Consider the following 20,913-nt stretch of genomic DNA (forward strand, 5'->3'; position numbering starts at 1 on the left):
GCTCGAATCGGTGCTCTCGGTCGTCGGCTTCGTGATGGCCGCCCTGCTCAGCCTGGTGATCTAGCCGGGTACGCACCCGCGCCCCCCCCCCCCCGGGCGGGGGGGGGGGGGCGCGGGCCCGTCGTGTCGTGTCGGTCGATTCAGGACGGGGACTGCGGTCCCTTGCCTTCGTCGTCCTTGTGGGCGAGGCGGTCGAGGGCGCCCTTGGCCTTGCCCGTACCGTTCTCGATCTTGTCGCTGTACTTGCCCTTGGTCTTCTCGTCGACCGTCTTCGCAGCCTTGTCCAGGCCCCGTTCGATCTTGTCGCCGTGCTGCTGTGCGAGGTCACCGGCCTTGCCCTTGAGCTGACCGGCCTTCGCTTTGAGATTGTCCAGCAGGCCCATGGGCCACCTTCCCTCGTTGGAGGACTACTGACGGGCGTCCTCCCCGGCCTCGCTGTCCGCCGCCCGGGCGGCGGACTGTTGCTTGGGAATCGTGGCGCCGCCCACGGTCGCGCTGTCGTGCTCGGCTTCCTCGGCGGTGGCAGCGGGCGCCGCCGAGTCCGCCGGTGGCGCGTCAGACTCCTCCGGAGCCGGAGATTCCGCAGTCAGGCTACCTTCCACGGCTTCTCCCTCCACCTGCGCAGGAGTTCCATTAACCGCACCTGACGACCGGCGAAACCTTGAAAAAACGCCCATAATCACTCCATAGGCTAACTCGCGCCGCAGCGGTCCGGACGGAGCGGGCGCCATGGTGCCGCCGCGTACGCACTCCGCTCGCTCGGCGGATTGCCGAGACCTCGCAACGGGCAACGACCACCGCAACCCCCTGTCACGTCGCTCATTCGAGGAGTGCGCCCCGGATTTGCGAGACTGGCCCGGTGAACAGCGCAGTTCCCGCACCGCGGGTCATCGCCGTCGTCGGTCCTACCGCGGCGGGCAAGTCCGATCTCGGGGCCGCCCTGGCCCGGCACCTCGGCGGTGAGGTCATCAACGCCGACTCGATGCAGCTCTACCGCGGCATGGACATCGGCACCGCCAAGCTGCCCGAGAGCGAGTGGCAGGGGGTGCCGCACCGGTTGCTCGACGTCTGGGACGTGACCGAGGCGGCCAGCGTCGCCGAGTACCAACGGCTGGCCCGTGCCGAGATCGACCGGCTGCTCGCCGAGGGGCGCACGCCGGTGCTCGTCGGCGGCTCCGGTCTGTACGTACGGGGCGCCATCGACGCCCTGGAGTTCCCGGGCACCGACCCGGCCGTACGCGCCCGTCTGGAAGCCGAACTGGCCGAACGGGGCAGCGGCCCCCTGCACGCCAGGCTCGCCGCCGCCGACCCCGGCGCGGCCACCGCCATCCTGCCCAGCAACGGGCGTCGCATCGTGCGCGCCCTTGAGGTCATCGAGATCACCGGCCGGCCCTTCACCGCCAACCTGCCCGAGGCGGACTCGGCCGGCGGCGCCGTCTATGACACGGTGCAGATCGGTGTGGACGTCGAGCGTCCGGAGCTGGACGAGCGGATCGCCCGGCGGGTGGACCGGATGTGGGACGCCGGATTGGTGGACGAGGTACGGCGCCTGGAGCGCGCCGGGCTGCGCGAGGGGCGCACCGCCTCCCGCGCCCTGGGCTACCAGCAGGTGCTCGCGCTGCTGGCGGGCGAGTGCAGCGAGGAAGAAGCACGGACCGAGACCGTACGCGCTACCAAACGCTTCGCGCGCCGTCAGGATTCGTGGTTTAGGCGGGATGCGCGCGTGCATTGGTTGAGTGGTGCCGCACAGCGGCAAGGGGAACTCCAGGCACGCGCGCTGACGTTGGTCGAACGAGCGGTCACAGCCTGATCACGTGATGGCATCGGGACGTTCCGCACGCCGTGGAGGCCGCCCCGATCGTGCCATCATCGAGCTTCGATCGTGCCGTGATGTCGAAAGTGGGGAGGGCGTACGGCGATGGAGGCCAGCCCTCGCGACACAGCGGAGACGGCGCCGCGGGACGAGGCGGACGTCCTCGTTCCGGAGGAGTCCGAGGCGCTGACCCCGGACGGCCCCGACGCCCAGGACGACGGCGACGCGCCCCAGGACGAGTCCGCACAGTCCTTCCGTGACCTGCGCCCCCCGCGGCGGTTGCGGATTTGGCAGATCGCACCGATCGTCGGCCTCGCCACCCTCGGCTCGCTGATGTTCGCCTTCCCGCTCGCCTTCGAGTTCGGCGACGGGGGCGCGGTCGTCGCCATGCTCGGTCTATTGCTGAGCTGCTGCGCGGCGGGCTGGGGCCTGATGGCCGCCCGCCGCGTGGGCTACACGTGGCCCGGTCTGCCGCCCCGGGGCTCCGGCAGCAAGGCCGACTGGCGCTATGTGATCGCGTACATCGCCATCGTCGCCCTGCTCGCCGCCCTGGCCATCTGGCGCATCGACCGCCTCCGCTAGCCCTCCGCGCCAACCGTCCCGCGGGCCATCCCGCGAGCGCGCACGTACGGGGCAGCTCGTACGGCTTCGTACGGCCACACCGCCCTGGTGCGACCCGCCGGACGAGTAGCGGTTCGTCGCTGTCGCTGTCGCTGTCGCCGTCGGCGCCGGGGCCAGCGCCCACTGCCACGGGCTACGCGAACGCTCGCTCCGATGCGGACACATCCCTTGCGCAGCCCCGCGCCGTACGCATGCCTGTGGGTGCTCCGTGCTCCGTGCTCCGTGCTCCGTGCTCCGTGCTCCGTGCTCCGTGCTCCGTGCTCCGTGCGGTGAGTGGGCGGGGTGGGTGGCGCGTTCTGTGTTCTGCGCCTCGGTGGGGTTGCAGGGCGGCGCTGCCCCGTGGCCCCGCTGGATGGGCGTCGCGCGCCCTCTGCGCGACGAGGTGAGCCGTAGGGCCGCGCACCCGCACGGTGACCGTGCAGGTGGCCTTGCGGCCGGCACTGGCAGGCGTAACCGCGCCGAGCCTCACAGGCCCCGTACCCCGGCCCTCGCATCGCACCGGCCCCCGCCCCGCCTCCGCCCCACACACTGGCCCCGAGCGCCAGCCCGTAGGCCGGTCCCGTACTGCCCCGCCCCGTACTGGGGCGGCCGATGACCTGGGGCAGCGGGCACCAGCGGGCACGTACGGAGCCGCCCGGCGGGCGGCGCGCCGTCGGTGCTGCGTGTGGCGCCGTAAGATCGAAGGATGAGCACCACAGAGCCGCTCCGGTTCCTCAAGGGCCACGGCACCGAGAATGACTTCGTGATCGTCCCGGACCCGGACGGCCGTCTTGACCTGTCGGCGAACGCCGTGGCGCGCATCTGCGACCGGCGCGCGGGCGTCGGGGGCGACGGGCTGTTGCACGTCGTGCGCTCCACCGCGCACCCCGAGGCGCAGTCGATGGCGGCCGAGGCCGAGTGGTTCATGGACTACCGCAACGGTGACGGCAGCATCGCCGAGATGTGCGGCAACGGCGTGCGGGTCTTCGCGCACTACCTCTGCTACGCGGGGTTGGCCGAAGCCGGCGACCTCGCCGTGGCGACCAGGGCGGGCGTGCGGCAGGTGCACGTGGCCAAGCCCGGCGCGCGCGTGGACCTGCCGACGGAGGAGGGCGTCAGCGGCGACGTCACCGTCGGCATGGGGCGGGCCCTGCTGCCCGACGGTGCCGACGCGGAGGTCACCGTGACGGTGGACGGGCGCAGTTGGCCGGCCCGCCACGTCAACATGGGCAACCCGCACGCCGTCGCCTTCGTGGCCGATCTCGCCGAAGCCGGCAACCTGTTCACGGCGCCCGAGGTGCGGCCCGCAGCCGTCTACCCCGACGGCGTCAACGTCGAGTTCGTCGTGGACCGCGGCCCCCGGCACGTCGCCATGCGCGTACACGAGCGCGGGGTGGGCGAGACCAGGTCATGTGGTACGGGCGCCTGCGCCGTCATGGTGGCCACGGCCCGTCGGGACGGCCTGGACCCCGCGGTGCTCGGCCACCCCGTCACGTACACCGTGGACGTTCCGGGCGGCCGGCTGACGATCACCGAGCTCCCGGACGGCAGTGTGGAGATGACCGGCCCCGCCGTCATCGTGGCCGAAGGCGTCCTCGACCCGACGTGGCTGCACACTGCGCTCGGGGAAGCTGCCGCGTAACCTCGCGCGCGTTGCTGCGTCCCGTCACGGGATGCCGGAAGTAGCACCCTGACGGATGGTTCGCGGGGGTTCGTACGGCGGGTCAACGGTGCCCCGTCGGCGCGGCGTCTGCTCATTCTGCTCGCTCGAATGGGTGATCTGGTTCACGCTCAACGAGAGCGGTTCGGCCCCGCGTGGTGGGCTCGGTAGCATCAAGCACCGGCACGGGCGCCCACTCGGGGCCTAGGGGCCGACCGCGCCCCGGCAGTCGCTGCCACGCCGGTCGACGCCGCCGGAGGTGCCCATGAGCGCAGAGGCCACAAACCCAGCAGAACAGGGTTCGTTCGGCCGAAGGCGTGCCCGCCCTCTGATCGACCTGCGTAACCTACGCAGGTTCGGGCGCGCCGCGCTGCTCGGACCGGCCCCGCGCGGCCGGGTGCCGGATGCGATCGAGCACGTCGCCAAGGTGCATCGGGGCCACCATCCGGGCGCCGACCTTGAGGTGTTGCGCCGCGCGTACGAGCTCGCCGAGTCCTCGCACCGCGGCCAGATGCGTAAGAGCGGCGAGCCGTACATCACGCATCCGCTGGCCGTCACCCTGATCCTGGCCGAACTCGGCGCCGAGACCACGACGTTGACGGCGTCGCTGTTGCACGACACGGTCGAGGACACCGAGGTGACGCTCGCTCAGGTGCGGGAGGAGTTCGGCGAGGAGGTCAGGTATCTCGTCGACGGCGTCACCAAGTTGGAGAAGGTCGACTACGGTGCGGCGGCCGAGCCCGAAACGTTTCGCAAGATGCTCGTCGCGACCGGCAACGATGTTCGCGTCATGTCGATCAAGCTGGCCGACCGCCTGCACAACATGCGCACGCTGGGCGTGATGCGCCCCGAGAAGCAGGCCCGCATCGCCAAGGTCACCCGTGACGTGCTGATCCCGCTAGCCGAACGGCTCGGCGTGCAGGCGCTCAAGACCGAGCTCGAAGACCTGGTCTTCGCCATCCTGCACCCCGAGGAGTACGCCCGTACCCGCGAACTGATCGCCGAACACGCCACGCGCATCGATCCGCTCGCCGAGACCGCACGGAGCGTGCGCACGGTGCTCGACGAGGCGGGTATCGCCGCCGACGTTCTCGTGCGCCCCCGGCACATCGTTTCCGTCTACCGGGTGCGCCGTAAGCGCGGAGAGCTGTCGGGGGCCGACCTGGGACGGTTGTTGGTGCTGGTCGGTGAGGACGCGGACTGTTACGCGGTCCTCGGTGAACTCCACACCTGTTTCACACCGGTCATCTCGGAGTTCAAGGACTTCATCGCCGCACCCAAGTTCAACCTCTACCAGTCCCTGCACACCGCCATCGCGGGCGAGCGCGGCAAGCTCACCGAGGTGCTGATCCGCACCCAGCAGATGCACAAGGTCGCCGAGGCCGGGGTGGTCGCACTCGGCAACCCGTACGCCGCCACGGCAACGTCCCCAGCCGTCGCCGTGGCGCCCGCGGACGGGGCGGGAACCAGCGGGCCACGGAGCGGCGCGGACGGCACGGAGGGGACGGGCGTACCGCACCTTGGCGGCCTCGACGGGGCGGACGGCGAGCGGGTCGACCCGACGCGCCCCGGTTGGCTGTCCCGGCTGTTGGACTGGCAGCGCGCGGCCTCCGACTCGGACACCTTCTGGTCCTCGCTCCGTGACGACCTCGCCCAGGACCGCGAGATCACCGTCTTCGCCGCCGACGGCACGGCGCTGAGCGTGCCTGACGGGGCGAGCTGTGTGGACGCCGTGTACGCGCGCTACGGGCCCGCCGGGCACTCCTGCGTGGGCGCCCGGGTCAACGGCCGTCTGGCCACGCTCAGTACGGTGCTGCGGGACGGGGACGGCGTCGAGTTCCTCATGGCGACCGGGCGGGACGCCGCTGCGTCCGGCCCCTCGCCCGAGTGGCTCGCCCACGCGCGTACGCCCGCGGCGCGGATCGCCATCACCCACTGGCTCGACGCCCACCCCGCGGCATCGGACCTACCCGAGGCCCTACCGGAGCCCGACGCCGGCGCACCGCACGCAGGCCCGGCCGACAGCGGCACGCACGTCGCCCCGCGCGCGGAGGGGGCGCGGGGCGACGCTACGGGGCAGGGGGCCGTGGAGACCGGCAGTGCCCACGCCGGTACGGGGGCAGCGGCGGCGGATCAGTCGCCCCGTACGGAGCGCGACACCGGCACGTCGCAGGGCGCCGGCGCTGCGGCAGCGCAGCAGCACACGGAGTACGAGGAACTACGGGCCCCCGGCGGGGCGGGGGACACGGAGCGCACGGCCACCGCACGGAGCGGACCGGACGAGCCGCAGCCCGGGACCCGCAGCGTGGCGAGTGAGCTCGCGGACGGGGCGGGGGAGACCGGGCACGGGGCGCGTGGCGCTGACGACGGCGCATCGAGCCCGCACGACGGGGCCCAGGGGGCGAGGGGCGCGCGGGATGCGGAGCGGGGCGGTGAGCCGTCCGCTGCCGGGCCCCGGTCGGCGAGCCCGGGCGGTGTCCCAGTCGCCGCGCGGTCCTCAAAACGGGACGTGGCGTCGGACGCGGGCCCGAGCGAGTCGCGCGTACGGGCGGCCGAACCTGGTGGCGAGGGCCTGAACGACGGAGCGGTCACGGCACCTGTTGGCGCCGTCCAACGGAGCGGTGAGCGCGGTGCGTACGGAGCAGCCGACGTGCGGCCCGCCGCCGGGGCCGAGAGCGCGTCGCAGCCCTCTGCTGAGGACGGTTCGACCGGCTCGCTGCCCGGCTTGATCGTTTCCTCGGATTCATCCCCAATGTCTGCCGGTGCCGATGCTGTGTCGTTCGGTGGCGTGACGGGGGGCGGGGGCGACGCCGGGGAGGGGGTCGCTGCACCCAGCGCGGGCGCGGCGGGGAGGGCGGGGGCGGGGGGCACGGCCGTCGACGGGCCGGACGCCGGCGGGCAGGCCACAGGGGCGCGTACTGGTGCATCCCCGGGCGGCCACCACGAAGCGCGGACGGAGCCCGTGGCCGCGCCGGCGGGGAGCGGCGCGGGGCCAGGGCGCGGCGGGGTGTCGACGCTCGTGCAGGGAGCCGTCACGGCCCCAGCGAGCGCGTCAGGGCACGACGCGCGGCACGACGGGAACGCAGCCGCAGGCGGCCAGCAGGAGTCCCCGGCCGGTGCTGACAGGCGCCGCGGTGCTGGCGTCGTCGTGGACCAGCCAGGCGCAACGGTTCGCCTGGCCGGGTGCTGTACGCCCGTACCGCCGGACGAGGTCACCGGGTTCGCGGTACGGGGCGGGGCGGTCACGGTGCACCGGGCGCCGTGCCCCGTGGTCGCGCGCATGACCGCGACCGGACGCGAACCGGTCGGCGTCCGCTGGCAGTCCGATGCCGACGAGGCCCCGACCGGCTACCGGGTGACGCTCTGCGCCGAGGCATTCAGTCGGCCCCATCTGCTGGCCGACCTCACCGAGGTCATCGCCGTACAGGGCGCCGAGGTCATCTCCGCGGCCGTCGAGCCGCCGTACGAGCAACGGGTACGGCACACGTACACGCTGCAACTGCCCGATGCGGGCCGGCTGCCACTGCTGATGCGCGCCATGCGCCAGGTCCCCAGCGTGTACGACGTGACTCGGGCCGGGCACGAACTCGCCACCGTGAGCGCTTGACCTGGCGGGCACAGCCGGCCTGGCACATCTCGGCGCCGCCCTGGCACCGTCGGCTTGCTGCGAAGCTCGCTCGGACCGGCCCCAGGGCTTGCGCGACCAGGCGGATAGCGGACGGCGAGCCTGGCTGATGCGTGGAGGGGCGCTTGTGGACCCTCCGCACGGTGTCCCCTCGCGCGCCTGCGCCCGCGTGCGAGGGGCCAGTTCGTAGGGCTCGCAGGAGCTGACGGGCGGCACCGCAAACCGCCGCGACCTTGCGCGCGAAGGGCTCGGGTGGGTTCGGGTGCCTGAGATGAGGGCCGTACGAACCGTTTGAGCCTGAGAGCCGGGCGGGCGGCCCCCGCGACCACCACCGTCTGCCCGAGAACGCCGCGGCACCCACGATCCCGAGGGCGCCCGCGTCACACGCACCACGCACCCGAGGCCATGCTCCGCAGCCTGCCCCGTGCCCCGTGCCCCGTGCCCCGTGCCCCGTGCCCCGTGCCCCGTGCCCCGTGCGGGGCCGTACGCTCCGTGCTCCGTCCCCGGTGATCCACACACCGTGCCGCTCAGGGTCCGGAGCCCGCGGCCCCGTGCCTCGCTCCTGGCCGCGGCGCGGGCACCAGCTCCGCCACCCCGCCCCGCGCCCGGTCGTCGCGGCCGGGCCGCCACGCGCACAGCCACCCCCGCCGAGGGCCCTGAGTCCGGTTGCCGGACCGCGGAGCGAGGCGAGGGGTGGCTCAGGCGTGGAGGTCCCTTCGCGCGCGTACGGGCCCGAGGCGGTCCGTACCGTCGTGGATGCAGGTTGTGGATACGGGCCAGCGCAACGCCACGCCCGCGCGGGGGCATGTACTGGTCTCGTACTGGCGGGGCTGGGCGGGGGCGGGAGTCCACGGGGTGGGGGAGGGGGCGAAAACCTGGGTGACCGTTGCGGTGGTGCGTGGGAATATCGAGGGGTCGACGCGGCGGCCCGGGAATCGTTCGGGGCGGCCGAGCGTTATCGACATGGACCGTTCTCCCACGACGTAAGGATCCAATGACAACCCCTTCCCAGCAGCAGTCGTTCCCCGCCGCGGATTCCTCGGACCGGCAGCGCCTCCCCGAGAACCTTCGGGCCGACGCCCTGATGGAAGAGGACGTTGCCTGGAGCTACGAGACCGACGGGGAGCGCGACGGCGAGCAGTACGACCGCACCGAGCGCGCCGCCCTGCGCCGCGTCGCCGGCCTCTCCACCGAGCTGCAAGACGTCACCGAGGTCGAGTACCGGCAGTTGCGCCTGGAGCGTGTCGTGCTGGTGGGCGTGTGGACGTCCGGCACGGCGGCGGATGCCGAGAACTCCCTCGCGGAGCTCGCGGCCCTTGCGGAGACGGCGGGCGCCCTCGTGCTCGACGGTGTGATCCAGCGTCGCCCGAAGCCCGACCCGGCCACCTACATCGGCTCGGGCAAGGCCCAGGAGCTCAGAGACATCGTGCTCGAATCGGGCGCCGACACCGTCGTCTGTGACGGTGAGCTCAGCCCCGGCCAGCTCATCCACCTCGAAGACGTCGTCAAGGTCAAGGTCGTCGATAGGACGGCGCTGATCCTCGACATCTTCGCCCAGCACGCCAAGTCGCGAGAGGGCAAGGCGCAGGTCGCGCTGGCCCAGATGCAGTACATGCTGCCGCGGCTGCGTGGTTGGGGTCAGTCGCTCTCCCGGCAGATGGGTGGCGGCGGCGGTGGCGGCATGGCCACGCGTGGCCCCGGTGAGACGAAGATCGAGACCGACCGGCGGCGCATCCGCGAGAAGATGGCGAAGATGCGCCGTGAGATCGCGGAGATGAAGACCGGCCGCGACATCAAGCGACAGGAGCGCAAGCGCCACAAGGTGCCGTCCGTCGCCATCGCCGGCTACACCAACGCCGGCAAGTCGTCGCTGCTCAACCGGCTCACCGGCGCGGGCGTCCTGGTGGAGAACGCACTGTTCGCCACCCTCGACCCGACGGTGCGCAGGGCCGAGACGCCGAGCGGCCGGCTGTACACCCTGGCGGACACGGTCGGATTTGTCCGACACCTACCGCACCACCTGGTGGAGGCGTTCCGCTCCACCATGGAGGAGGTCGGTGACTCCGACCTGATCCTGCACGTGGTGGATGGTTCGCACCCGGTGCCGGAGGAGCAGTTGGCTGCGGTGCGCGAGGTGATCCGCGACGTGGGCGCGGTGCACGTGCCGGAGGTCGTGGTCGTCAACAAGGCGGACGCGGCGGACCCGTTGGTGCTCCAGCGGCTGCTGCGCGTCGAGCCGCACGCGATTGCCGTCTCGGCGCGTACGGGACAGGGCATCGAGGAGTTGCTCGCGCTCATCGACGTCGAACTGCCGCGGCCGAGCGTCGAGATCGAGGCGCTGGTGCCTTACACCCGGGGCGACCTGGTCTCGCGCACGCACGCCGACGGCGAGGTCCTCTCCGAGGAGCACACGTCGGAGGGCACCCTGCTCAAGGCGCGCGTGCACGAGGAACTGGCCGCAGAGCTCCAGCCGTACGTGCCGCTGGGTTCTGCCGGCGGTTCGGCAGCCATCGCGTAACGGCCCGTCCCCGTGCGAGCGGGGGTGGCCGGAGTGCGCCGGTCGAGGCTCCCCGTGGGCCGGCACCGCCCGGGACTCGGTTCGAGCATGTGGCATCTGCCTGAGCGGGTGCGGTGATCGCTGAGCTCCGAACGGTACGAGCCGGCGGACGCGGGCCCGTAGTGTGGGCCGTGGCCGACACCAGCGTGTAAATGAGAGGGCCCGATCCGCCCCCATGCCGTCATCGGCGGAGAGGCGGATCGGGCCCTCTTGCGTTGCGGTGCGCGCTGCCCCGTGCCAGCGATGTCGGCTCGCAGCGGCTGTGACTCGCAGTGACTGCGAACCGTGGGGCTACGCGCCGCCCTCAGTTCCCGTACGGCGAGTGGGACGGCCGGCCAGTCGTACGACGCGCCCGCAGCCGCGCTTCACGCTCCGCGGCGATGCGTGGTGGGAGGGCACGCAGACGCGTCACCGATCCGTGCCGGCATGCCCGGCGCTGGCACCTCGCCCCGGGATGCACCTCGTCAGCCTCGGACCTGCTCCATCGGGGCGCGCTGTCTGCCGCGCGCCGCCGCCGCAGGCTGCTTCGAGGTGTGCCAGGAGACGGAGCCACTGGACGGCGCGCGACTGGCCGCAGTCATGACGACGCCCCCTGTGCGGCCGAAAGTTGGCAGCACAGGGGGCGTCGTAGGTGCTCCGCCGCGGCGGACGGAGCGGGGCCGTGCGCCGGGCGCGCACCGTACCTACGGTGTGCGCCCGGCGCTCAAACTCATCGGTTGGCGAACTTCTTGCTCACCGCGGTGTAGACGCCCTTGGCCTCGTCACCCAGGTGCGGGCCGGCGAGCCAGGTCGCGTTGGCCGGGCCGATCGAAGTGTTGGAGACCAGGGCGGGCTGGCCGTCCTTGCCCTTGGCGACCCAGCCACCGCCGGACGATCCGGCGGTCATCCGGCAGCCGATGCGGTACATGGTCGGCTGCGAGGCGTTGAGCGACAGCCGCCCCGGCTTGTCGGTGCACTGGTGCAGGGACTGGCCGTTGAACGGGGCGGCGGCCGGGTAGCCGGTGGCCGTCATGTTCTCGATCGACTTCACGGCCGGAGCGTCGAACTCCACCGGCAGTGCGCCGCCGACCGTCTCCTCCAGCGACTTGCCACTGCCGTCCTCCGGCTTGACCTTCAGCACCGCGAAGTCGTACGGCGCGCCCTGGCCGCCCACCTTGGCGCCCTGCTCGATCCACTGGTCAGAGGTCTGCGCCCACTCGGCCCACCACAGGCCCTTCGGCGCGATCTTCTCCTTGGGCGCGTTCTCCAGCTCCGCTATCGAGAGGCCGCTGTCGTTGTACGAGGGGACGAACATGACATTGCGGTACCAACCGCCGCCCTTGCCCGCGTGGACGCAGTGGCCGGCGGTCCACACCATGTTGGACTTGCCGGGGTTCGCCGGGTCCTTCACCACGGTCGCCGAGCACACCATTGAGCCCTCGGGGCCGTCGAAGAAGACCTTCCCGGCCTCCGGCGCGTTGGTGCTGTACGGCGTCTGCACCTGCTGCGCGTCCACCGGCTGCGGCTCCGGGTCGGTGACGCCCTGGTCGTCCGCGATGTCGTCCTGGACGGGCTGGTCAGGCTCCTCGGCGTCCTTCATCCGGTCCGGGTCCCACAGGTCCTTGATGATGGGGTTGATGAACTCGCCGGCCTCGCGCAGCCACTCCTTGTCGAAGTCCTTCCACGCCCCGTCCTTCCACTTGTCCAGGTCGAGGCCGAGGTCCTTCAGCTTGTCGTTGATGTCCTTCGGCAGCGCCAGGTCGTTCGACCCCTGCTGGTCAGCCGATGCGCTCGGGTCGGAGCCGCCCTCGTTGTCCGACGGGCCACAGGCAGCGACGGTCAGCGCGAGCACGGTGGTCAGCGCCGCGGCGGCCAGGGCGGTGGAGGAGTTCCGGGCGCGCAGTGACCGCCGCTTGGCGCGCTGGCGAGAGCTGGATGGGCGAATGGAAGGCATGCGTGGAACTCCCCCTGGAAATGTTCGGGCTGCTCTGTAAGCGATCTGTAGCTGTCATGTACCGCCCTGGCGGAGGGCGGCCCCCCACTATGCCGGTGACGCGTACGACGGCCGAACGCGGGTCCCCGGTTCCGTGGCGTCAGGGATACACCGGCGGGCCGTGATTCGTCGCCGGCCGCCTCGTTGGTACGGACGGGGTACACCCGCCTGGCTCCCACGAGCGCGCCCGGGGCCGTCGGCAGCCGCCGAACGCCCTGTCGCTGGAGGCCGGGCGGGCCGACTCCGACGGACGACATCGGGCCCCGCCGGGCCCCAGGTCAGGGGAGGAGTGCGGCAGCGATGTCCAGGACGCGGCACCCCCGTTCCACCCGCACGGCGCCGAGCGGCCCCGCCCCGTGTGGGCGCACGGGGCGGCTTCTGCCGACCCCGCCCCCGCATGCCGACCCCTCTTCCCCGCGCTCCGACCCCTCTTCCCCGCGCGCCGGCTCCATCCGATGCCTCGTGCGGGGCTGCGCCCTGGCCGGTGCCAGGGACATCCACCATCAGCCGTCGCCGCTGGCGGCGTCGCCCCTGCCTGCGGTGCCGTTTCCCGGAGAGGGCCAACCCGCCGCGGTTGCCCCCGCACACGGGGCTGCTGAAGGCCGTCCAGATGTACGGGGCCATCAGCACCCCTTGGCGTACTCATCCAGGCGACGCAGCCACGGCCCACTACTGCCTCCGCTGGTGTACGAGGCCGCTGGGCGGACTGGCCTTCGAAGCGTTGGACAGCAGCCGGCCGGTACGGCGGTGGGGCGGGGTGCGCGTTGTGGGTCGCCGCGGCGGTCGTCGGCCGCGGAGGACCGGGACGCGGCTTCTGGCTTGGCCGGTGGAGACGGCGGCGGCATGGGGCGGGCCGCGGTGCGCTCCGTGGCGTGCGGTGCGGCGTGCGGTTGTGTGGCGGGGAGTGTGCTGCCAGCGGGCGGCTGCCTGGCGGGGCCGGTTTCCCGTACCGGTTGCGAGCGCGGACGGCTGCGCTCCGTGGTGCACGGCGGGGCACTCCCTGCCGGCACGGATGCCCGTTGCGACTGGGCGTTGCCCGTGCGGCTCGACCTGTGGCGCTGGCGAGCGGGAGCCCCGGCCGCGCTCCGTGGCGTACGACGCCGCATGCGGCTTCCGACTGCGGTGCGCCTCTGCGGGGCAGGACTACGGGCTTGGCGTTGTGCCGTCGCGACCAGGGCCGCGGTCGCTGGCCGCAGTCACACTGGCTGTCGGTGTGTCGGGTGGCGTGGGCCGCGCCACGATGGGCTTTGCAGGGTCCGCCCGCGCGCCCTTGGCGCACGGTCGCTGGCTCGGCATTGCGTCGTCGTGAGCGCAGCCGTAGCTGCTGGGTGTCGCGGCGAATGCTGTCGCGGTGTCGGGTTGTGTGGGCCAGGCCCCGACAAGCTTCGCCGGCGCCTTCCTGCGTCCCCTCCGTGCAAGGGGTCCCCTCCGCGCAGGGGTACCGGATCTGCCTGGCGTCGCCGCGAGCACCGTCACAGTCGCGGGCCGGCGTCGCGCGTGGTGTCGCTGCGTCGGATGGGAGGGCTGCGCCGCGGCAATTTCCACGGCGCCCGCCCGCGCAATGACGGTGCATGGCGTAGTTACCGTTCCCTCGGCATCCCCAGCCAGCCAGGACGCATGTGTGCCTCGCTGTTCGAGCTGGCGTGGCGTGGCGTGGTGGGGTGTGCTGCGGTGTGCCGGGCGCCCCCGCCTGCGCTCCGTGGCGTGTGTGGGTCGGCCGCCCGCACGCGTGCGCTCCGTGCGTCATCCCGATATGGCACCGGTGCCCCGGGTTCTGCGGCGCGCTGTGCCCGCGCTCTGCGCCGTACCTCGTCGTGTCCGCTGCCCCGGGCCCCGCCCCGTGCTCCAGCCTGCCCGTGGAGCGTCCCCCCCCCCCCACGGCCGGATGTCCGTGCCCTCATGCCGCCCCCGTACTGTCCGCCGGCCCGCACGACAGCCACCGAACAGTTCGCCGCCCCGTCCTGGATTTCTCCACCCCACCCCGCCACACGTCCGACCCGCTCCGTACCCGCACCCAGCCACGTCCTGCCCGTGCCCCGGGCCAGGACGGCACGTCGCCCGGTCAGCCGATGAAGGAGGAAGGCGCCACGCGTAGGGCCCCGTGCCCGCGACGCGCGCCGTACACCGCATGAACACAGTCTCCGGAGCCGATGCGCTGTCCGGCGCCGTCGCCCCGTCCATCCCCGAGCAGCACCGCCGCGGCGGTGCTGCCCTCGCCCAAGAGCCCCCGCCCGGCCCCGACCCGCTGGACCACACCGATCCGCATCTGGCGGCCGACGCGGCGGCGGTCGAGAACCTGCTGCGCTGCTGGGTACGGGAGACCAATGCCGCCCGCCCCGACGGCGCCGTGCTCCGGCTGACCCTGGCGGCCAGCCGGCTGGTGCTGCTGGTCCCCGTGGCCTACTGGTCGCCGACCGGAATGCACCGCTTCGGCCGGCCCGCCCTGGCCGCCGGCCCGCCCGACGCCCCGGCCGTCGACGCGCCCACCCTCGCCGCGCTGCTCACCAGGGAAGCCGCCCACCACGCGACCCGTCACCAGACCGGCCGCCCCATGGCTCGTACGCCCGATGCGACGTTCGGGGGCCCCGGGAGTGCGGCCGGCGTCGGCCCGTACGGAGCCGCGCTGTTCACCGATGGGCAGTGGGCCCCGGACGGCCCCGCCGCATACCCCGGCCAGACGGCCAGCAACCAGGACGGGGCGACGGCTGTCGAACCGCCCGCCGGTCGCTCGGCCGAGCCGTTTGCGCCGTTCGCCACGGTGGTCCCGCCGGCCACCGAAGCCACTGGCGACGCAGGCATCTATCCGGTCGCAGGCGCGCAGGGCAGCGCGTACGGGGAAGACCGCGCCCCGTCGAGTGCCTACGGGGGGCTCGACGGGGCGTGCGAAGGCGACCGGCGCGCGGCTGGCCCTGAGTCTGCCTACGGAGCCACCCACGGGGCCGTTTACGGCGCGCCCCGGAACATCGATCCCGTTCGCCCCGGGCCCCACCGCGCGGTTCCGACGCCCTCCACCGAGGCACAGCACGGAGCGGCCTCGGAGCGGGCAGCGGCCGACGCCGTCGCGTTCGTCGGCCGCGTCGCGGATTCCGTACGGCGCACCGCGACCTTCCTCGCCGACCGCCGTTCGGCGCCGGCCGACCCCAGCACGGGCGGCCTCTTCCTCGCCGGCGAACAGGCCCTCCTCCTCGGCCACCCGCTCCACCCGACCCCCAAGAGCCGCGAGGGGCTCTCGGATGCGGAGGCCCGTGCGTACTCGCCTGAGCAGCGCGGTTCGTTCCCGCTGCACTGGTTGGCCGTGCAGCGCTCCGTGCTCGCCGCTGATTCGGCCTGGACCGAGCGCGGTCGCCCCGTGTCCGCCGACCGGCTCGTCGCCTCCGTCATCGGAGCGGTGCCCCCGCTGCCGGATGGCACGGTTCCGCTTCCCCTGCATCCGTGGCAGGCGCGGGAGGTCGGGCACCGCGGCGCCGTGCAGGCGCTCGTCGAGGCCGGACTGGTACGTGATCTGGGGCCGTGCGGCGACCCGTGGCACCCCACGTCCTCCGTGCGCACCGTCTACCAACCGGCAGGGCGCGCCATGCTCAAGCTCTCCCTCGGCTTGCGCATCACCAACTCCCGGCGCGAGAACCTCCGCAAGGAGTTGCTGCGCGGGGTCGAGGTGCACCGTCTGTTGCGGAGCGGGCTGGCCGAGGAGTGGCGGGCCGCCTGCCCCGGTGGTGTCGGGTTCGACATCGTGCGCGACCCCGCCTGGCTCGGCGTCGATGGCCCGGACGGGGAACCGGTGCCCGGCCTGGACGTGGTCGTCCGGCACAACCCCTTCACCGCCGAGGACGACGTGGTGTGCCTGGCCGGCCTCGTCTCGCCGCGGCCCTGGCCACATCGGACCGGGCTGCGTTCGCACCTCGCGCACCTGGTCGAACGACTGGCCGCACGCACTGGTCGGTCGCTGAGCGCGGTGTCGACGGAGTGGTTCCTGCGCTATCTGCACACCGTCGTCCGACCGGTGCTGTGGCTCGACGGCGCGGCCGGGGTCGCCCTGGAGGCGCACCAGCAGAACACCTTGGTGTTGCTCGATGCAGACGGCTGGCCCGCCGGCGGTCGGTACCGCGACAATCAGGGCTATTACTTCCGTGAATCCCGGCGGGCCGCACTCGATCATCGACTGCCCGGTATCGGTACGCACAGCGACACCTTCGTCTCCGATGCGATCACCGACGAACGCTTCGCGTACTACCTGGGCGTCAACAACGTGCTGGGCCTCATCGGCGCGTTCGGCTCCCAGCAGCTCGCCGACGAACGTCTGTTGCTCGCCGCCTTCCGCCGCTTCCTGGGCGCGGCGAGTAGGGAACCGCAGGCCCAGCGCTCCCCGCTGGCCGCCCGCCTGCTCGAAACGCCCACGCTCCGCTGCAAGGCCAACATGCTCACCCGGCTGTGCGGCCTGGATGAACTGGTCGGCCCGGTCGACACCCAGTCCGTGTACGTCACCATCGCCAATCCACTCGTCACCTCGGCGTCGTGACCTCCCGATGAAGTCCCAGAACCTCCCGACGAACCAGCCGGACCAGGACCACGCCCCGTGCGTCACCGACCTCCACCAGACGGCCACCGACCACGCTGACCACACGGGTACGACAGGGGCCACAGCCACCACAGGGACCACGGTTACCGCCAGCACCCCAGGCCCCACCGATCTCCCGGACTCCACACCCGGCACCACGGCGCGCACCCGTCACACCAGCACCGAGCCGAACCACGCTTCGAGCGCCGACCGCGCAGACAGTACGGGCCCCAGCCCCACCAGTCACCTCGCCCCCGGGAGTCCCTCCCACTGCGCCCCGCCCAACCCCGCGCCCGCCCGTACGCCCCCCGAAGCCAAGCCCCCCGCAGTCCCGAGCCGTACGAATCCGTCGCCCTCCACGGCCCGTACGACCCATCGAGCCATGGCCGACGGCGGTGCCGAATCCGGCGCCCCGGTTACGGCGGGGCCGGATCGGGTGCCCACCCCACCCCGCGGCCGGGGACACGGGCACACGGCCCAGCCCCGTGCGGCCACGGGCGCGCCCGCGAGCGCCGACCCCACGGAAACGGGTACTGCGAACACTGGGATCGCGGATTCCCGTACCGCGTGCACCGGCGCCCTGGGTACCAGGACAGAGAGCACCGGGACGACGGACACCGGTGCTGCGAACAACGGGGCCACGGATACGGGTACCGCGAACACTGGGACTACCGATTCCGGCACCACGTGCACCGGCACCATGCGCACCGGCACTGTCTGTACTAGTACCGAGGGCACCGGTACGACGGGCACGGGTACCGCGGCCACCGGGACCACGAGCACTGGTACGACGGGCACCCGTACCGCGAACACCGGCATCACCGATTCCGGCACCACCCGCACCGGCACTGTCCGTACTAGTACCGAGAGCACCAGTACGACGGGCACAGGTACCGCGACCACCAGGACCACCAGCACCGGTACGACGGACACCAGTACTGTGAACACCGGGGCCACGGCCACGGCCACCGGCACCACGGCCGCCGGCACCGGCACCACGAAGCCTGGCACCACAACCACAACCACCAGCACCACCAAGACCGATGCAGGCACCGGCATCGACACCGGCACAGCCCCCACCACCGCAGACGACGACACCGCCGATCTATGGCTCCCCGCGCTGCACGACGCGTTGCAACGCGCCGCCGACGCCGCGTGCCCGGCCCGCGCGGAGCATCCGGACGACGCCGTACGCCCGATGGACGACCTTCACGGGACCCAGGCGGGCGTCCCCTACGGAACCTGGGCGGATGCCCCCGACGGGCCCCGGGCGGGCGTCCTCCATGGAAACGCGCCAGCCCCCGCCCCCCACCCCACACCGCCAATCGCCGGCCGCGGCCCAGAACGCCCACCGGCACCGGGCAGCACGCCCCTACCTTCGCCCCCACCCCAGCCATACCGCCTGGTCGGCGACGTGGCGCGCTGGGGGCAGGTCGCCACTCCGTTCGGCGCCTTCCGGCTCGCTCCGGTGCAGCTCGGACACGACCTCCCGCTCCTCACCCGATGGATGAACGATCCGTCCGTGGCGGCCTTCTGGGAACTCTCCGGCCCCGCGCGGATCACCGAGCACCACGTACGCGGCCAACTCGACGGCGACGGGCGCAGCGTGCCCTGTCTCGGCCTTCTCGACGGCGTACCGATGAGCTACTGGGAGGTCTACCGGGCGGACCTGGACCCCCTCGCCCGCTACTACCCGGCCCGGCCCCACGACATTGGCCTGCACCTGCTGGTCGGCGGCGTGCAGGACCGCGGCCGGGGCGTCGGTACGGCCCTGCTCCGCGCGGTCTCCGAGCTGGCCCTTGGCCACCGGCCCGACACCGCCCGGGTCGTCGCCGAACCCGACCTCCGCAACGTCCCCTCCGTCGCGGCCTTCCTCAGCGCCGGCTTCCGCTTCAGCGCCGAGGTGGCCCTTCCCGGCAAATGCGCGGCCCTGATGGTCCGGGACCGGGCACCACACCACCTCCCTTGACCTCCGGCATCGAGGAGCCCACTTTGCGCCCTACACCACCTAGGCCCCAGCCGCCGCATGCACCTCCCGCCGCTCGCGCCCCGCGCCTGCCCCCGCCCGCCCCTTCCTTTCCGCCGCCGCCGCCCGACGCATGGCGCTGGGCCGGCCGCCAGATGCTGGCGAAGATGTTCGCCGAGTTCGCGTACGAGGGCGTGCTCGTCCCCGAGCCCGACGGGCAGCCCACGCCCCCCGGCGGCACCGGCCCAGCCCCCACCACCGCAGACGGCGACACCCCCGACACCACCGCCAGCCCCGCCACCGATCCCGTCAACGCCCCGGCCACCGACGAGGTCAGCTACCGGCTCCCCGAGATCGACGGCGTGACCTACCGGTTCCGCGCCCGCCGGGGTGCCTACGGCCACTGGCACGTCGACCCGGACTCCCTCGCCCCCTGTACCGACCCGCTCCGCTTCCTCGCCCGGGCCCACCACGACCTGCTCGGGCTGGCCGGCGACACCACCGGACACCTGATCCGCGAGCTCACCGCGACCCTGGCCGCCGATGTCCGCCTGCACACCAGCGCCTTGACCGCCGCCGAACTCGCCGATCTCGACTACGCCGACCTGGAGGGCCACCAGACCGGCCACCCCTGGCTCGTCGCCAACAAGGGCCGCCTCGGCTTCTCCGCGTCCGACGCCGCGCACTGGGCCCCCGAAGCCCGGCGCGCCCACCTGCTGCCCTGGCTGGCCGTGCAGCGCGGCATGGCCCACTACCGCGGCGTACCCGAGCTGGCCACGCCCGACCGGCTCTACCGCGAAGAACTCGACGCCCCCACCCGTACCTCCTTCCGCCGCGCCCTGTCCGAACTCGGCCGCAACCCCGCCGACTACCTCTGGCTCCCCGTCCACCCCTGGCAGTGGGACGAGGTGATCGCCCCGCTCTTTGCCCCGCAACTCGCCGACGGCACCATCATCCCCCTGCCCACTGACAACGCCCTGCGACTGCCGCAGCAGTCCATCCGCACCTTCCTCAACATCAGCAGGCCACAGGCGCGCACCGTCAAGCTCCCGCTCTCCGTGCTGAACACGCTGGTGTGGCGGGGGCTGCCCACCGAGCGCACGCTCGCCGCGCCCGCCGTCACCGCCTGGGTGCACGGCCTGCGCGACGCAGATCCGTTCCTGCGCGACGAGACCCGCGTCATCCTGCTCGGCGAGACCGCGTCCGTCACCGTGGAACACCCGCTCTACGACCGCCTGCCCGGAGTCCCCTACCAGTACAAGGAGTTGCTCGGGTGCATCTGGCGCGAGCCCCTGGTGCCCCAGCTCGAACCGGGGGAGCGCGCGCGAACCCTCGCCGCGCTGTTGCACACCGATGCGCGGGGGCGCGCCTTCACAGCGGAACTGGTGGCGCGCTCCGGGCTCACACCGCACGAGTGGCTGTGCCGTCTGTTCGCCGCCCTCCTGCCGCCGTTACTGCGCTTCCTCTACCGGTACGGAACGGTCTTCTCGCCACACGGTGAGAACACCGTCGTCGTCTTCGACGAGCGCGACGTCCCGGTACGCCTCGCGATCAAGGACTTCGTCGACGACATCAACGTCAGCGCCCAACCGCTGCCGGAACTGGCCGCCATGCCCGATGACGTGCGCCGCGTGCTGCTCACCGAGCCACCCGGCTTCCTCACCCAGTTCATCCACTCCGGCCTGTTCATCGGCGTCTTCCGCTACCTGGCCCCCCTCTACGAGGCGCAACTCGGCCTCTCGCAGGACCAGTTCTGGTCCCTGGTACGCGCCGAGATCATCCGCCACCACCGCAGGTTCCCGGAGCTCGCACCGCGGTTCGAGCTGTTCGACCTGCTCACGCCGACCATCGAGCGGCTCTGCCTGAACCGCAACCGCCTGCATCTGGACGGTTACCGGGACAGTCCCGACCGCCCTCACGCTGCCGTCCACGGCCGCGTCCCCAACCCACTCAGCGGCTCGTGACGAACGCTGTCAGTGGTGCCCCGTAGGCTGGCTTTCCTATGACTCCTTCGCCTTCACCGTCTCTCACCGACCTGCTGCACGCCGCCGTCGCCCCCCGCGGCGGGCCCCCCCGGCCGGGGGGGGGGGGCCCGGCCCCCCCCCGCCCCCCCGCCCACGGCCCCGCGCGCGGGGAGGCCCCGGGGGGCGGGGGGGGGGGGGGGG

The 20,913-nt window shown here is 72.8% G+C and carries 11 protein-coding genes; 8 read left to right on the forward strand and 3 right to left on the reverse strand.

What is annotated here, in order from left to right; genetic code table 11:
* Positions 1 to 140: 140 nt before the first annotated feature.
* Complete coding sequence (locus AAHZ94_RS08635) at positions 141 to 383, reverse strand: antitoxin (RefSeq protein ID WP_349991907.1); 243 nt, start codon at positions 381 to 383, stop codon at positions 141 to 143.
* A gap of 24 nt (positions 384 to 407) precedes the next feature.
* The gene (locus tag AAHZ94_RS08640) at positions 408 to 602 is read right to left on the reverse strand and encodes a gliding motility protein (protein ID WP_349991909.1); all 195 of its coding nucleotides are present in this window, start codon (positions 600 to 602) and stop codon (positions 408 to 410) included.
* Between the two features lie 257 nt (positions 603 to 859).
* On the opposite strand from AAHZ94_RS08640, the gene miaA reads away from it, so the two are divergent.
* From miaA to hflX, 5 genes are all read left to right on the forward strand, one after another.
* On the forward strand, positions 860 to 1,810 hold the full coding sequence (gene miaA, locus AAHZ94_RS08645; protein WP_349991911.1) for a tRNA (adenosine(37)-N6)-dimethylallyltransferase MiaA: 951 nt from the start codon (positions 860 to 862) through the stop codon (positions 1,808 to 1,810).
* Positions 1,811 to 1,918: 108 nt separating this feature from the next.
* Positions 1,919 to 2,395, forward strand: a complete 477-nt coding sequence (locus AAHZ94_RS08650) for a hypothetical protein (protein ID WP_349991913.1) — start codon at positions 1,919 to 1,921, stop codon at positions 2,393 to 2,395.
* A 724-nt stretch (positions 2,396 to 3,119) separates the two neighbouring features.
* The gene (gene dapF / locus AAHZ94_RS08655) at positions 3,120 to 4,055 is read left to right on the forward strand and encodes a diaminopimelate epimerase (protein WP_349991915.1); all 936 of its coding nucleotides are present in this window, start codon (positions 3,120 to 3,122) and stop codon (positions 4,053 to 4,055) included.
* A 283-nt stretch (positions 4,056 to 4,338) separates the two neighbouring features.
* Complete coding sequence (locus tag AAHZ94_RS08660) at positions 4,339 to 7,680, forward strand: HD domain-containing protein (protein ID WP_349991917.1); 3,342 nt, start codon at positions 4,339 to 4,341, stop codon at positions 7,678 to 7,680.
* 1,012 nt (positions 7,681 to 8,692) lie between these two features.
* Positions 8,693 to 10,216: a GTPase HflX gene (gene hflX / locus AAHZ94_RS08665; protein ID WP_349991919.1), complete on the forward strand. Its 1,524-nt coding sequence runs from the start codon at positions 8,693 to 8,695 to the stop codon at positions 10,214 to 10,216.
* 748 nt (positions 10,217 to 10,964) lie between these two features.
* Here the strand turns inward: hflX and AAHZ94_RS08670 are convergent.
* Positions 10,965 to 12,188, reverse strand: a complete 1,224-nt coding sequence (locus AAHZ94_RS08670; protein WP_349991920.1) for a trypsin-like serine peptidase — start codon at positions 12,186 to 12,188, stop codon at positions 10,965 to 10,967.
* A gap of 2,167 nt (positions 12,189 to 14,355) precedes the next feature.
* Here AAHZ94_RS08670 and AAHZ94_RS08675 point away from each other — a divergent pair.
* The 3 genes from AAHZ94_RS08675 to AAHZ94_RS08685 all read left to right on the forward strand — a co-directional run bounded on the left by AAHZ94_RS08675 (position 14,356) and on the right by AAHZ94_RS08685 (position 20,712).
* A complete protein-coding gene (locus tag AAHZ94_RS08675; RefSeq protein WP_349991922.1) occupies positions 14,356 to 16,743 on the forward strand; it encodes an IucA/IucC family protein in 2,388 nt (795 codons plus the stop codon).
* A 1,237-nt stretch (positions 16,744 to 17,980) separates the two neighbouring features.
* Complete coding sequence (locus AAHZ94_RS08680) at positions 17,981 to 18,751, forward strand: GNAT family N-acetyltransferase (protein ID WP_502964610.1); 771 nt, start codon at positions 17,981 to 17,983, stop codon at positions 18,749 to 18,751.
* A 164-nt stretch (positions 18,752 to 18,915) separates the two neighbouring features.
* Positions 18,916 to 20,712, forward strand: coding sequence for an IucA/IucC family protein (locus tag AAHZ94_RS08685; RefSeq protein WP_502964609.1), 1,797 nt, complete (start codon positions 18,916 to 18,918; stop codon positions 20,710 to 20,712).
* The last annotated feature ends 201 nt before the right edge of the window (positions 20,713 to 20,913 follow it).

The organism is Streptomyces sp. HSW2009, from assembly GCF_040240285.1.
Classification (GTDB): Bacteria; Actinomycetota; Actinomycetes; order Streptomycetales; family Streptomycetaceae; genus Streptomyces.

Bases quoted from the DNA above. Each gene is read 5' to 3' on its own strand.
- AAHZ94_RS08670 (WP_349991920.1), bottom strand. From the start codon at position 12,188: ATGCCTTCCATTCGCCCATCCAGCTCTCGCCAGCGCGCCAAGCGGCGG.
- AAHZ94_RS08675 (WP_349991922.1), top strand. From the start codon at position 14,356: ATGAACACAGTCTCCGGAGCCGATGCGCTGTCCGGCGCCGTCGCCCCG.
- AAHZ94_RS08650 (WP_349991913.1), top strand. From the start codon at position 1,919: ATGGAGGCCAGCCCTCGCGACACAGCGGAGACGGCGCCGCGGGACGAG.
- AAHZ94_RS08680 (WP_502964610.1), top strand. From the start codon at position 17,981: ATGGACGACCTTCACGGGACCCAGGCGGGCGTCCCCTACGGAACCTGG.
- dapF (WP_349991915.1), top strand. From the start codon at position 3,120: ATGAGCACCACAGAGCCGCTCCGGTTCCTCAAGGGCCACGGCACCGAG.
- hflX (WP_349991919.1), top strand. From the start codon at position 8,693: ATGACAACCCCTTCCCAGCAGCAGTCGTTCCCCGCCGCGGATTCCTCG.
- AAHZ94_RS08635 (WP_349991907.1), bottom strand. From the start codon at position 383: ATGGGCCTGCTGGACAATCTCAAAGCGAAGGCCGGTCAGCTCAAGGGC.
- AAHZ94_RS08660 (WP_349991917.1), top strand. From the start codon at position 4,339: ATGAGCGCAGAGGCCACAAACCCAGCAGAACAGGGTTCGTTCGGCCGA.
- AAHZ94_RS08685 (WP_502964609.1), top strand. From the start codon at position 18,916: ATGTTCGCCGAGTTCGCGTACGAGGGCGTGCTCGTCCCCGAGCCCGAC.